Annotated in this window: 1 protein-coding gene; it reads right to left on the bottom strand. The window is 46.6% G+C overall.

The window, feature by feature from the left end; translation table 11 throughout:
* On the bottom strand, positions 1-16,461 hold the full coding sequence (locus tag V6D41_RS05230; RefSeq protein WP_333517860.1) for a non-ribosomal peptide synthetase: 16,461 nt from the start codon (positions 16,459-16,461) through the stop codon (positions 1-3).
* Positions 16,462-16,473 lie beyond the last annotated feature (12 nt).

Below are 16,473 nucleotides of genomic sequence, written 5' to 3' on the forward strand. Positions count from 1 at the left end.
CTATAACAGTTGTTGAATCTTTGTGCTGTCACCCGGGTGATAGCTTTGCAGCTTTTGAATGGCTGAGCTGTGAGTTTCCGGGTAAACTTCAATTGTTTCTTCTGTCTGTTCCGCTTCATCATTCGCATCGTTTGCCATTTTCATCATCACCAGCTGCTGCAGTGGTCCCCCGAGCAGCAATTCCAATGCCTCCATCGCTTCAGGGGCTTCAATAGAGCCAATGCCTGCCTGAGCCATTCTCTTCTGATAATCCGGTGAGGAAACCACACCGACGCTTCCCCAATAACTCCAATTCATCACGGCTGCTGCACAAGGCCATACTTGAGAAAGCCGCTGTGCAAAAGCATCCTTAAAACTGCAGCCGGCAGCGTAATTGCTTTGTCCCGAAGCTCTCGCAAACGATTGTACGGAAGAGAAAAACAAAACAAAGTCCAATGGTTCATTCCGGAAAACTTGAGCCATTCGCACACTGACATCTACTTTTGCAGAAAGAACGTTTCTGAAGCATTCCTCGTTCATGTTCATCAGGCTTTGGTCTTGCAAGACAATGGCAGAATGAATGATGCCGTTGATTTCTCGATACATTTGTTTCATAGTTTCATAAGCGCGCTCCAATTCCTGACGGTTAGCCGCATCAGCTTGAATATAAAGCGGGGCAGGCCCTAGGTGCGAAAGTCTGTCGATTTTACTTTGAATAGCCGCATTCATTTTTGTTCTGCCAATCCAAACGATCTGCGCCTGATATGTTCTGATCATGTATTCGCTCCAGACTTCGCCAATTCCGCCTGCGCCGCCTATGATGACATAAACGCCTCCGCGCTTATACTTATTTTGCACCGGTTGATTGTTGTGCACTGGAATCAAGCGCAATTTATGCCAGCTCTTATTCCGGTAGGCCCAAGTATTCCCTTCCTCATCAGCAGGCATGGAAAAGATTTCAGACACCGGCAAGTTCTCATGTTTCGTGACATCAATCAGCTTTGTCTGCCAATTTGGATATTCTTTTGCCATCGAACCGATCAGGCCGTGCACACCAGCATCGACCGGATCGACAATATCATGCTGATCAACATATTGCGTGTTCGCCGTCACGACCGTCCAGCGTATCTCCCTCTCTCCATAGCCTAAAGACTGGATCGCCTTAATGATTCTGTATATTTGAATCACGCCTTGACCTTGGGCTTCAATCATTTCGTCACCGACTTCACATTCTGTCACACGAGAAGGAGACAGCCACACAATATGGTCAAACGATCCGAGAGTTTCAAGGTGGCTGGCAATCTCATGAATCGATGTGTTCGGCTCAATGTATAGCTCCTTGGCAAACGGGTACTGCCTTTGAACAGCTTTTCTGCTGTTGTCATCCCCTCCGAGGATGACAACACGCTCATCAGCAGGCGGCATGACGCTCTTCACCAATTGAACTTGATCCCATACCGGCGCCATTAGAAGCGCTCCATCAAGAGATGTCTTGATATCCGGTGACTTCGGCTCATCTTGCGGTTGTATGTCTTCTTCCAGCACCCTTGAGGAAATACCCTTGATTCGCACACACACTCGGCCTTGTTCATCACAGAGATCAATATCCAGTCTCTGTATTCTGTCCTCATTTGGACGAGACGTCACAGAAGCCCACATTTTATCTGTACACGGGCTGAATATTTCGAGCTCTTGGAGCGCAAAAGGCAGGGAAAGCTGCTCGTCACCGGAATTCAGTTTCAGCCCGATTGATGCTTGTAAAGCAGAGTCTGCCATACTTGGATGAAGAACAAATTCGTCCAGCGTGTGAGACACACAAGGAGGCAGGGAAAGCTCTGCCAAGGCTTGATTACGGCCAATATAAAGCCGATCTATTCCTTGAAAACCAGGTCCGTAGTCAATGCCGATTGCCTTAAATAATTCATAACATTGCTCGTGGGAAAGGGTGCTCAGACTGCATTGATCTTGAAGCATGCTGATATCCTGAACTGGAATACCTCCTGCTCGGCTGATTGCAGCACTGCCTTGACAGTGTATTTTCCGCCCATTGTGCCCATCCGCTGTGTAGATGTTAAAGGCCATCTCACCGTCCTGCTGGGGATCTAGACTGATATCGACTTGAACAGGCTTCCCGTCCGCCACAATCGGCTGCACCCACACAACATTTTTGATATGGATAACAGCTTGCTTGTCTTTAAGTTCTCTCACTGCTCTCGAAACGGCGGCATGAACCATCTCAAGATATGCTACACCCGGCATGACCGGGCTTCCCTTCACCTTATGATCGGTGAAAAAGAACTCAGCACCTGTAAAGGTCGAGCTGAAACGCTGCTCTGACAAATCGGATGTGTTGGACTGTACTAGCGGGTGCAATACTGCTGTCTCGAAAATATTTGTTTCATGATGTGTGACTGCTTCTTCTTTCATATCCGTTATCCAGTAGCGTTCTTTTGCAAATGGATAGGTTGGGAGGCTGATGCGTTTCGGCTGTTTGCCGCCATACAGTTTACTCCAATCTATTTCCATGCCTTTTATCCATAATTCAAGCAGTCTTTCATATGTTCCGGGCTCCCAGCTGCTTTTGAGCGTTTTCTGTATTTCATCATCTGATCTCAATGTCTGTACAATCCCTTTGTCCGCTCTGCCTGACATGTACTTCGCACTCGCATGTCCAGCTATAAAGAGGTTCAGTTTTTCCAGCAAGTCCTCCCCCGAGACAGCGATGATCCCTAATCTTTCCTCCATTGGATCACGCCCTTCTTGGAGTGTATAAGCAATATCAGTGAGATCACGAGATGTGACAGGTTGGCTGCTGATAAAGTCTGCTAATTGCTGGGCTTGGTCTTTCAGACGATTTTCATCCTTTGCTGACAAGATAAAGATGCCCGGGTGTTGTGCTGTCACAGCTGGCGCTTGTGCAGATCGAGTGGTTTCTTTTGGAATATATTCCTCAATGACCACGTGGGCATTGACGCCGCCTATGCCAAATGAACTGACGCCGGCGCGCCGTGGCAGCTCTCGGCCAGCTTCATCCTGCAGCGCTTGCCACTTTTTGGATTCCTGCACAATATAAAACGGGCTGCCTTCCAGTCTGATATACGGATTGATGGTTTCACTGTACAGGCTTTTTACAAGCGTCTTATGTTTTAGCTGCAATAACACTTTAATGACACCCGCCACACCGGCCGCCAGTGATAAATGACCGATGTTTGTTTTCGCTGACCCAAGTCCGCAATGGCTTCCTTGAACAGCCGGGTCACCCGTTTTTTCATACAGCTCTTGAAATGCCGCTTTCAGGCCGTTGATTTCTACTGGATCACCAAGCTCTGTTCCGGTTCCATGCGCTTCAATGTAAGTAACGGTTCTTGGATCGATTCCCGCTTTTTCATATGCTGTTTTTACGACATCCGCCTGAGCCTTCGGATTAGGAGTCGTAAGAGAGTTTGCGCGGCCTCCGTGGTTTACCGCACTTCCTTTGATGACACCGTAAATATGATCACCGTCTCGTTCAGCCGCTGTCATTTTTTTCAGGAAGAGAATGCCGGCGCCTTCACTGACTGCGAACCCATCGGCTCTAACAGAAAATGTTTTGCACCTTCCTTCTTTACTCAGCGCCCCGGCCTTATCATAAGCGATATGGCCTTGCGGCGTTACGACTGTGTTGACACCTCCTGCAATCGCCATTTCACAGTTTCCGTTTTCAATTGCGCATACCGCATGATGAATGGCGACCAAAGAGCTTGAGCATGCAGTATCTATCGGTTCGCTCGGTCCATGAATGTTCAGGAAATAACTGACCCTATTCGGTCCGGCAGAAGGACTCATATTCGCAGCTGCTGAGCCTTCTATGTCTAGATTTGACAGCAGTGAACTATACCCCGTGTTTCCAGTCCCAATGAAGATGCCCGTTTTGGTTCCTGACAGGCTTCTCGCTGAGTACCCCGCTTCTTCTATCGCCTTCCACGCATAGGTCATTAACAGGCGTTGCTGAGGCTCCATCTGCTCAGCCTCAAGCGGCGATATGCCGAAGAACAATGGATCAAAGTCAGCGACTTCATCAATAAAACCGCCCCATTTGACGTTTGTTTTATTCGGTTCTTTTAGAGGGTCTCCGTAATACTCCTGCCAATCCCAGCGGTCTTTTGGAACCTCTGTAATACAATCCGCACCCGCTTTCAGGTTCTTCCAGTATTCCTCGATGTCCTTTGCCTTCGGGAAAACACCGCTCATCCCGACAATCGCGATAGGCTCAGGCCTATGATCAGCTGTCTTTTCTACTGGCGTTACCGAAGGGTTTACAAAGCGGTTTTCAGTCGAAAACATCATATTTTTTATATTTTGTTCGACAGGCTGTATCAGCATTTCAGATTCGGCAGACAATTGGGCTGTAAAAGCATTCGGATATTCTTCTGACAGATACGCTGCAAATGCATAAACAGTTGCGTGCTCAAAGAAGATCGTAGGCGTGAGATCCAGCTTGTACTGCTCATTCAGTGTATTTGCGAATTCAGTTAACGTAATCGAATCAAAACCATATTGATTAAACTCCATATCCGTGTCAATCTCTTCAGGTTTGATTTTAAGCAATTGAGAGATTGTTTGCTTCAAAGCTTCTTGAATGTGGTCAAATAAATTGTCTTGACCCATCCTGGCTTCAGGTATCACTGGTACTTGCGCTGTTTGCATTGGCACATCATCAGAAGACGGCTTTTGAGTCAGCTTTTCCCTCATCATGTCTCTGATCCCTTCCATGACGATGACGTGATCTTTGCCGAATGCCAAACCTTTGTAAAGCGCCTGAATGCCGGTCTCAGACCGCATTGGAGTTACACCTGTGTTTTTCAAAGTCATGTTTTCAATTTCTTTATTCGCGCGCATGCCGCCTTCTTTCCAGAGCGGCCAATTGATCGACAGCGTTTGCCCGTGCCTGTACATGGCGGTCACGAGCTCATTTCGATAAGCTGCATAACTGTCCATAAACGCATTAGCCATCGCATAATCCGCCTGCCCCGCGCTGCCGGCGACACCGGATATTGAAGAAAAGAGGATAAAGAAATCTAACGCGAGATGCTCGGTAGCCTCATCCACATTCACAAGCCCTTTTACCTTAGGGGCAAAAACTTGTGTCAGTTCTTCGTTGGTTTTGTTCATGAGATAGTTATCTTTAATCAGGCCTGCGCTGTGAATGACGCCATTCAAGTCTCCGTAATCAGACGTAATGCTTGTGATGAGCCCGGAGGCTTCTTCCGCTTGCGTCACATCAACCCGCCTATATTCTGCTCGGGCCCCTAATAGCTGAAGTTCGTTAAGCTGCGTCTCTTGATCCGCATTCAATGCAGATCTGCCTGTCAGAATGAGCACAGGCTGTTCAGCTTGACGAGCAACCTCTTTTGCAAAAATAAACCCAAGTCCTCCTGCGCCGCCTGTGATGAGGTATACTCCCTTATCTCTCCACGGCAGGCTTATTTCCCGATCAGCCATTTGCATTTCACGCAAATCATTGATGTACCGTTTGCCCTTTTCGTATTTGATGCGCTGATCTCCTGCGTGTCTTTTATTCTCTCTCAGTTTTTCTGCCATACTTTCAATGTTTTCGTTTGAATCGATTTCAATCGTCTGGCCTATCCATTTTTTATTCTCCAGGCTGGCGGTTTTAAGGAGCGCCGATAGCCCTGAAAATGAGTACTGCTTTCTTGCTGCAGAAGTAAGCAGCTGAATCAGGACATTGTCTTGCGGCTTGCTTTTGAGAAGATTCTGTACCGTCTTAAGCGCTTGTTCGGCATAATCTTGGAACCTTTCTGCCAGTCCTTCGCGGAAAGAATTCAAAACGATGCATTCCGCTCCTTTAACTCTTGATTCAATGCTGTCTTTTGTGAGGCCATTCATGTCACAAAGCAAAACAATGTGCCGTTCGTAATGAGGCTCAGGACTTTCTTTTTCACAATCCATAGGCACCCATTTTTCTTCAAACATCAAGGTTTCCAGCATTTGATCAGGTTCCGTCGATCCATTTCCGCCTTCCGCTGCTCTGAAAGATAATCCTTTCAGCCGTACGCAAACTTTGCCGTTCTCATCTAACATATCAATATCCCGTTTTTGCACCTTATCAGTTGCCTTGCTGCCTTGACTGTATCTTGCGTATACCCACATTTCTGACGAGCATGCTCCGAATACTTCAAGCTCCTGAACCGCAAAAGGTAGTGTCAGTTGGTTATCTCCGGCGCCTGTCAAAATGCTTGACGCCTGCAAAGCAGAGTCCATCAGCCCCGGATGCATGTTGTATTGGCTGAACGTATCTAAAGCAGACGGATGCAATGACAATCTTGCTAAAACAAAATGTTCGGCTGTATAGATTTTTTCCATGCCGCGATAAGCAGGACCATATTCAAAACCGATCATTCGATAGGTGTCATATACTTCGTCAACGCTGAAATGGCTTTGCTGACACTGCTCCCGCAAGGACTGCAAATCAACCGCTGGCTGATGTTCAGCAGGACTCAATACAGCGCTGCCTTGACTGTAGACGATTGACTGTTCGCCCGCAATGTCTGGATTACCGTAAATTTCATAGGAAATCTCACCATTTTCCTCCGGTAAAAGCCTAATGTGTACGTGCTGAGGCTGGCCCTCTACAACAATGGGCCGCACCCACACCGCGTTCTTTAGCTTCATGGTACACGGAACACCTTGTACCTCTGCCGCCTGCTCAACGGCAGCTCGCGCCAATTCAAGATGCGCCACCCCCGGCAAGATCCGTTGGCCTTTGACAACATGATCAGCAAGGAAAAACTCTTCTCCCGTATAGATTGAGCTAAACCTTTGTTCCGAGAGGTTCGATGTGTTTTGATGCATTAATGGATGCAGCACGGCTGCGCCAATGCGGAAGGTGTCTTTGTTTGCTACAGGGCTGCCGCTTTTTTCTATATGATCAGAGATCCAATAACGGTCTTTTGCGAAAGGGTATGTCGGCAAGCTGATGCGCTTAGGCACATTCTCGCCATACAGTTTCGTCCAGTCTGCATCAAGGCCTTTTACCCATAATTCAAGCAGTTTTGCGTACTTTCCCCGTTCCATCCATTTTTCGACGGCTTCTTGAATCTCGTCGTCCTCTGTCAGCATTTGCAGTGTGCCTTTATCAATCCTGCCTCTAAATAAATCTTCCACATCGCTTTTGCCTGCTGCAAAGTCTTTTAACTTTTGCTGCAAATCCTCAATGGAACCGGAAATAATCCCAAGACGTTCTTCCATCGCGTCCCGTCCGGCTTGCAGGGTATAAGCGATGCGGGTGAGATTTGCGCCACCATACGTTTCCTTATCAAGCGCATCAGCCAGCTGCTGTGCCTGTTCTTTTAGCCGTGCTTCATTTTTAGCCGATAAAACGAAGATACCCGGATGTTCAGGTGTGATGGACGGTACAATCTCATCGGCCGCTTCTGGAATATATTCCTCAATAATCACGTGGGCGTTTACGCCGCCGATCCCAAATGAACTGACACCTGCCCGGCGTGGCAGCTCTTCCCCCTGTTCATTTTTTAGCGCTTTCCATTCTTCCGTTTCCCGTACGATATAGAACGGACTGTTTTTCAGCTGAATGTATGGATTCACGGTTTCGCAGTGAAGACTTTTCGCTAAGGTTTTATGCTTAAGCTGCAATAATATTTTAATAACCCCTGCTGCACCTGCTGCCAGCGATAAGTGGCCAATGTTTGTCTTCACAGACCCCAGTCCGCAATAAGGATTGGCTGATGCATCGCCTTCATTCATACCCAATGCTTGAAAAGCTGATTTCAATCCGTTAATTTCAACCGGGTCTCCAAGCTCCGTCCCGGTTCCGTGCGCTTCAATGTAGGTCACGGTTTTCGGATCGATACCCGCTTTTTGATATGCCGACTGAATGACATCCGCCTGCGCCTTCGGATTAGGTGTCGTTAAAGACGCTGCACGGCCGCCGTGATTAATTGCGCTGCCTTTTATGACTCCGTAAATGTGGTCTCCCGCTTCTTCAGCCGCTTTTAACTTTTTCAGAAACAGGATGCCTGCCCCTTCCCCATGAGCAAAACCATCGGCTTGATTTGAAAACGTCTTGCATTTCCCTTCTTTACTGAGCGCACCGGCTTTATCAAAGCTGATATACACTTCAGGAAGGATAATCGTATTCACGCCGCCCGCTAATGCCATCTCACAAGTGCCTTCCTCAATTGAAGAGATGGCGTGGTGGATAGCCACCAATGAGCTGGAGCATGCTGTATCAATCGGTTCGCTCGGCCCATGAAGATTCAGGAAATAACTGACCCGGTTCGGCCCGACTGAAGGGCTCGTATTGGCTGCCGCTGAGCCTTCTATTGCCGAGTTGGCTTTTGACAAAAGGGAGCTGTACCCTGTATTTCCGGTTCCGATGAAGACGCCTGTTTTTGTGCCTGACAGACGTTTCGCCGAATATCCTGCATCTTCGATCGCTTTCCAGGCGTAAGTCAACAGTAAGCGCTGCTGAGGTTCCATTTGTTCAGCTTCACGCGGGGAGATGCCGAAGAATAATGGATCAAAATCGGCAATTCCGTCGATAAAACCGCCCCATTTTACATTCGTTTTATTGCCTTCCTTCGCCGGATCACCTTCATATTCCCGCCAATCCCAGCGGTCTTTCGGAATTTCCGTCATGCAGTCTTTGCCCTCTTTTAAAGTCTCCCAGAACGCATCAACATCTTTTGCCATAGGGAAAATCCCGCTTATACCTACAATCGCAATTGGCTCATGGCCAGCATCACTTTGTGCGGCGTTTGGCAATATGACTTGCTGCTTTCGGCGTCTTTTAGCTTTGACATGCAAGGCTTGCTCCTGTTTGGCAGCAGGCTGAACCTGAGCCGATACAGCGCGCACAGCAAATGTGTTCGCAAATACCGCTTGATATTCTTCGGCCAAATGCTTGCCAAACGCATGAATCGTCGGGTAGTCAAAAAAGACGGTTGGCGTCAGCTCTAACTTATAGGCGCGGTTCATATGGTTTGTGAATTCCGTCATTGAGATAGAATCAAATCCATACACCGTCATCTCGACATGATCATCAATCGTTTCAAGCTTGACCTTTAACAGCTTGGCGACCTCCCGTTTTAACATCGCCTTTACTTTATCCAGTAAACTGTCTGTATCAATGCTTTTTACTTGTTCAGTCAAGTTCTCTGTTTCCTTCTTTTCCATAGGTGCTGAGACGGTTTTTGCGAACATGTTTTGTTTTATCTTATGCCCATCGCCTTCAATCACCATTACTTGGTTTGCTTCGGAATGAAACGCTTGATATAATGCCTGAATACCTTTTTCTGCTCTCATAGGAACAATCCCGGCCAGTTGCACAAGCCTTTTCTCTGTTTCTTGGTCGACCTTCATGCCGCCCTCTCTCCATAACGGCCAGTTTATGGAAAGTGTCTTTCCGTGCCGCTGGCTGATTTCGGCAAGCCCATTTCGATAGCCTGCATACATATCCATAAATACATTGGCTGCCGCATAGTCAGATTGACCAATGCTTCCTAAACTTCCTGAAATAGAGGAAAAGAGAATAAAGAAGTCCAATGGCAAGTCCTTGCTCGCTTCGTCTAGATAAACAATCCCTTTTACTTTAGGCGCCAGTACGTCGTGCAGGTCTTCTGCCGGTTTATTGACCATGTAGCTGTCTTTGATGATTCCCGCGCTATGAAGAATGCCGTCTAGACGGCCGTACGTTTTCTGAATTTCGTCGATGAGCTGGCAGACTTCAATCTTATCGGACACATCTGTTTGCCGATAGGTGACCTCAGTCCCCTTGTCGTGAAGCTCTTTAAGCTTTTTCCTTTTGCTTTCGCTAAGAGGTGAGCGGCCCGTCAAAATAACTGTTGCATTCTTCGTTTGTTCCGCGATTTCGTTTGCAAAAATAAGGCCTAATCCTCCGGCACCTCCTGTAATGAGATAAACGCCATCGTCTTTCCACGGCTTGCTGATGTCACGGCTGGCCGTTTTGATGTCACACCAATCAGCAATGTACCGAGTGCCGTTTTGATATTTGATATATGAATCGCTGCTCATTTGATTTTCTTTCAGTTTGCCAGCAATGCTTTCTCCGCTTTCTTCACTGCTGACTTCAATCATTTGGCCGGTTAGTTTGGCATTTTCCTGTCCGGCTGTTTTCAGCAGTCCTGTCAGCCCTGAAAACACCTGCTGTTCTCCTTCGGAAGAGGTTACGACCTGAATAAGCGTGTCGCCTTTCGATTTCGTGCGAATGAGCTCTTGTACCTTTTTAAACACTTGTTCCGTATATGAATGGAAACGCGCCTCCACTGAAGAAGGCCTTGCTTCCAGGCTGAAAACATGGACACCCTCGAGTACTGCTTCAATCTGTTTTCTCGTCTCATGATCATATTCACATAGGAACACGAGATGCTCCGCATATTTTTTTTGACCTGCTCCGTCAGCTGCCTTTTGTTCTTGCCAAACGGGCTGAAGCAATAAAGTTTCAGCTTTCATTTTTGATGGTTCGATTTGTATATCAGCCTCCATTACTCTCGTCGAAAATCCTTTCATCCGCACGTAAATCGTGCCATGCTCATCGCATAGATCGATATCGACTTTCTGTATCAGATCCCCCGGTTTGTTTTTCGAGTTGAATTGAACATAAACCCACATGTCAGAAACGCATTGCTGAAAGATCTCAAGTTCCTCCAGGGCAAATGGGAGTGCCGCCTTAAAGTCTTCACCGCGTGAAAGCTCCGCCCTAACGACGTTTTGCAAATATTCAGCCGCCTGTAACGCCCCATCCATTACACTTGGATGAAGAACATAATCGTCTGACGTATGCATGACAGATTCCGGCAGTGATAATTTGGCAAGCAGCTGCCCGTCGCCTTTATATACGGCTTTTACACTCTTGTAGCCAGGACCGTAATCGGCACCGATCATTCCTTCATAAAACAGGGCAGCGTCCAATCTGTTTTGATCACATCGGTTTTTGATCTCAGCAAGATCCAGCGCTTTTTCTTGGTTTATCTGAATCAATTCCGCTATCCCCTGGTTATATACCACCGGTTCTGCATCAGCAGATTCCGGCTCACCATACATCCGATAAAGAATGTGTCCGCCGTCTTCGTCATAAAGTCCGATGTTTACTTGAACTGGCTCATTTCCTGCTACAACTGGACGCATCCAAACAACATTTTTCAGGCGGATTCCGGTTTCTTGATCTTCTAAACCGCCAATTCCTTGTTCTATCGCGGCTCTTGCCATTTCAAGCGTGACCGCTGCCGGCAAAATTGCCATGCCTTTAATGATATGCTCGGCAATAAAATACTCTTGTCCTGTAAAGATGGAGCTAAACCGCTGCTCTGACAGAACCGATGTATTATGGTGCACCAAAGGATGCAAACACGATGGTTCAATTGTTGTTACATCGCTGGTGCTGCTTTTAGGCCAGTATCGTTCTTCAGCAAAAGGGTACGTCGGCAAACTGATACGGCGCGGCTTCGTATTTGGATAAAGTCTGCGCCATTCAACATGAAAGCCTTTTGCCCACATCTCAGCAAGCTTTTTCAATTCTTCTTTTGATATTCGTGATGAAGCCAATTCTTCTGCTTCAGCGTTTCTAAGCAGCTGTTCAGCGGATGTCATTCTCGTTTTTTCTCCTTGAATACTGCTTTCTGCTAGGGTCTTTCCATTCACAAAAGCTTCCAGCTGTTGTTTCCATTCTTCCAGATCGTTCACCATAAAAATAATCCTGCTGTCCATTGCTTCCCGTCCGACCTGGAAGGTGTATGCAATATTTCTTAGAGACATATGCGCTTGCTCGTTTTGACTGATATAGATCAGCAGTTCCTTCACGTATGCTAGGAGCCGCTCTCTATTTTTTGCCGATACAGGAATGAGATAGGGCGGATTGCCTTCGTTCTCCGCTCTCATATCAGAGATGTTTTCATATTGCTCAAAAATAGCATGGGCGTTAGTGCCGCCAAGACCGAATGAGCTCAGAGCCGCCCGATGGACACCTTCTCGTTTCTCTAATGGCTTTCGTTCACGGACTAGATAAAAAGGCGAGCTTTCAAACTTTATATTCGGATTCGGCTCAGTGCAGTTGATGGTCGGTGCAAGTTCATTATGGTATAAGCTCATCGCAACTTTAATGCATCCGGCTAGCCCAGCAGCTGTATCCATATGGCCGATATTCGTTTTCACTGAACCAATTCCGCAAAATTGTTTTTTGTCCGTGTATTGCTTGTACACTTTATTTAATGCAGACATTTCAATAGGATCGCCTAATTTCGTTCCCGTTCCGTGCGCTTCAATATAGCTGACCGTTTCGGGATGAATGTTGTTTTGATCCAATACATGCTGTATCACTTCTGTTTGGCCTTTTACACTTGGCGCATAGAAGCCGGCCTTATCTGCCCCATCATTATTGATGCCTATTCCGCGCATAATGGCATAAATATGGTCTCCGTCTTTTACGGCATCCACAGCTTTCTTCAGCAGGATAACCGCTACGCCTTCGCCCCCGGCCATTCCGTCTGCTGAAGCATCGAAGGCCTTAACATGTCCGTCGCTTGAAAAATTCAACCCGTTTTGGTGCACGTAGCCGATCGCTGATTGTGCGTGCAATGTTGCGCCTCCGACAAGCGCATATTGAGATTCACCTGATGTCAGGCTTTTGTATGCCTGATACAAGCCGACTAGTGATGAAGAGCAGTTAGAATGAACAAAGTAGCTTGGCCCTTTTAATCCGAGCTTATGTGAGATCATCGTCGGGATGGTTCCGCTTTGGGCTAAAACCCACGAAACATAGCCATCAGGTGATTCATGCCCTTCTATTGCCTCCTTCGGCAATAACGTTCTGTATGAATTGCTGCTTGCAGACATATATACACTTGTAGCCGGAATCTCATTTGCCACATATCCTGCATCCTCAATCGCTTTCCAGGAATGCAGCAATAAAAGGCGGAGCTGAGGGTCCATATACTCAGCATCTCTCGGAGAAATTTGAAAGAAACCAGGGTCGAATAAATCTTTCCCCTCGATCGCAGATTGCACAGGCACATAGTCAGGATGTTGAATCAATTCTTCCGGAACTCCGTTTTCGCGAAGCTCTTCTTCAGAGAAGAACTGAATGCTTTCTTTGCCTTCTTTGATACGATTCCAAAAGTCATGATGATGCTTCGCCCCAGGAAACTGGCAGGATATCCCCACAATCGCAACACTATCGTCAAAATAGGAAGGAATCGTCTGCTGCGAGTATTTTCCATCTTCTTTGAGATCATGATTGTCTTCAATTTGAGTTATGGCTTGATCTGCGTTTTTCATTTCCAAAATGTATTGGCTTATGGCACGGATCGTGGAATGCTCGAATAGCTCAGTGACACTAAACTCACAATCCAATTCTTTTTTGATTCGTTCAGCCACGGCTACAGCCAGAAGCGAATCGCCGCCCGCATCGAAAAATCCGTCTTCCGGCCCAAAGCCGCTGACCTTGAGCGTTTCCTCCCAAATGCGAAGCACCTGATCCTCTATTTCCGTTAACTGCAATTGATTTGATTTCTTTCTATTGAAAACGATCTCTCGTTTTTCCAGTTCTTTACGGTCCACTTTCCCGCTAGGCGATAACGGTATCTTATCTAAGCGGATAAAGTGTGAAGGTATCATATATTCCGGCAGACTGGATTTTAGATGCCGGCGCAAATTTTTTGGATCTGCAGGGGAATGTCCGCTTTTCTCTGTATAATAAGCAGCGAGCTGTTGATGGCCTTCCAGCTGCTTCACCACAACCGCCTGATCTAAAATGCTCGGTAATTCACCCAGCTTTGTTTCTATTGCGCCAAGCTCGACGCGAAAACCGCGTATTTTGACTTGGCTGTCAATCCGTCCTAAATACTCTATGTTGCCGTCAGGAAGCCATCTTGCTGAATCACCCGATTTATAAAGCTTGGTCCCCGGTTCAAACGGATTATCAATAAATTTTTCAGCCGTAAGGCCAGGCTTATGATAGTAGCCTCTTGCCAAACCGGCTCCCGCAATGCAAAGCTCACCTGGTTTTCCGATCGGGACAGGCTTCAAATGCCGGTCCACAATATGAATTTTCACGTTGGAGACGGGCTTTCCAATCGGTGTATGGTGACTTGCGATATCTCCTTTTCCGCATCGGAAATACGCAGCGTAAATGGCGGCTTCCGTAGGTCCGTAAATATTTTCAACATGGCAGTTTTTAAAGATCGATACCGCCTTTTTCACTAATTCTTTAGGGAAAGCTTCGCCTGCAACCATCATATACTTGAGCGGTCCATCCTCTGTGAGCTGCTTGTTGTCTTTCGCCGTTTCTAAAAAGACATGCAGCATAGCCGGCACAAAATTAATGTGGCTCACTTGGTATTTTTCTATATAATCCATACACAGCTGCGGTGATTTTTCTCCATTAGGCGGAAGAATCACAAGGCGGCCGTTTCCGATAAACCATCCGAATAATTCCGAAATCGATACATCGAACACATAGTTCGTTTTCAGTAAATATGCATCCTCAGCAGTCACGGGATAGTGGGATTCAAGAAAATTCAGGGTATTCATAATTCTTCGATGCTCTACCATTACCCCTTTAGGCTGTCCTGTGCTTCCCGATGTGTAAATGATATAGGCGAGATGCTCCGGTTTTACTTTCCGCTTTAAATCGCTGCTTTGCTGATCTGTATAACCGTTTCGGCAAGCCAACTCGATATTGATTGCTTTTACATGGCTGCCAGTTAATCCGCTGATCGAATGACGAACGTTAGGTTGGGTCAGGACAATGGATGCCTGACTGTCATCGAGCATGTACTCCAACCGTTCTTGCGGGAAGCTTGGATCTAACGGCACATACGCTCCGCCGGCTTTCAGTATCCCTAAAATCCCGATAATCATATCAAACGAACGCTCTGCACAAATTGCAACGGGGTGTTCAGGTCCAACCCCCTGATGTTGAAGGTAGACTGCCACAGATGTGCTTTTTTCATCTAGTTCTTTATATGTAAGAGACCTGTCTTCGAAAATCACAGCAACCGCATCCGGGTTTTGTTTCGCTTTTTCCTCAAATACTTCATGTATACACTTGTCATTTGGCGTGTTTGTCCCTGTCGCATTCCATTGTTCCAGCAAACTATTTTGTTCTTGATTTAACTGAAAAGAGTAGGTTTCAAGCGGCAAAGACGGATCCTCCATCATATGCTGCGCGAGCTTCATATAGTTCTCCATCATACCTTCAATGGAGGACAATTCATATAGATCAGGATTGTACAAAAGATGAAGCACTGTATCATTTTCTTGCTCATATATTTCGAGTGCCAGCTCAAATTCTCCCTCTTGCCGAATATCCTCCATATATTCAATGCCAAGCGTTTGATATGATTCGAGCACTTTTTGTAAGCCTGTTGTCTGAAAGAAGTTTTGGTACAGAAAGGCTGTTTGAAAAACCGGCGAATCCGCTGCCGAGCGGTCTACATTCAGCTCTCTTACCAATGCAGGGAACGGATACGCCGCATGGTCCAGACCGTCAGCCATTGTCAGCTGCAGCTCCCGAATAAATGCTGTAAATGGCTGGGATCCGATATTTTTGCTCCGAACAGCCATCATGTTGATAAAGTATCCGATAATAGATTCAAAGCTATCTTCAGGCCGTCCCATTGTCGGAACGCCGACAATGATATCCTTTTGTTTTGTATAGTGATGCAGCAGTACCTTGTAAATGCAGAGAAACACAGCCGATTCATTCACATGATAGGTGCGGGCAAACGATTTGATTTGATTCCTCAGGTTATGAGGGAGCAAGCTTTTATAAGCTTGCCCCTTGAATTTTCGTGCTGAAGACCGCGGACGGTCAGCAGGAAGATCAAGAACTGGCAGATTCCCAGACAACTGTTCTTTCCAGTAAGCGAGATGCTCTTCCCCTTCTCTGCTGTTCAGCATCCGGGTTTCCCATTTGACAAAATCATAATAATCAGCCGTTAGCGTCTGCTGCACCGGTTCAACCCCATTCAGCAAATGTTGATACGCCTCGAAAAGCGACGATATCAAAGTCAGCATCGACACACCGTCAAATATGATATGGTGAATCGTGATGAGCAAAATGCATTCTTCGTTTGACCGATGAAAAAGATGTGTGCGCCATAACGGACCAGCTTCCAAACGAAAAGGCACTTTTGCTTTTTCTTTTAGAAAAGGCAGTATCTCTGCTGATTTCATAGTCGATATATCCTCTTCCTCAAAAGAAAGAGCCTCTGAAGACTGAACCGTTTGAAATGGAATGCCATTCTCCTCTTGAATCACACTGGTTAAAACAGGATATTGTCTCTGTACAAACAGAAGGGCTTTCTTGAACGTCTCTGCATGTATTGGTTTAGTGATGCGAAAGCATAAAGGAATATGATAAGCACTCATTTCAGGAGACATTTTTTGAAGCATCCACAGCCCTTTTTGCCCTTCTGAAAGCGGGCTTTTGAACTGCCGCTTCATGCCTTGAAGATG

It is taken from the genome of Bacillus sp. 0102A (assembly GCF_036765155.1).
Taxonomy (GTDB): Bacteria; Bacillota; Bacilli; order Bacillales; family Bacillaceae; genus Bacillus; species Bacillus subtilis_G.

Excerpts from the sequence above, each read along its gene's own strand:
- V6D41_RS05230 (WP_333517860.1), bottom strand. The coding sequence starts at position 16,461 with ATGAAGCGGCAGTTCAAAAGCCCGCTTTCAGAAGGGCAAAAAGGGCTG.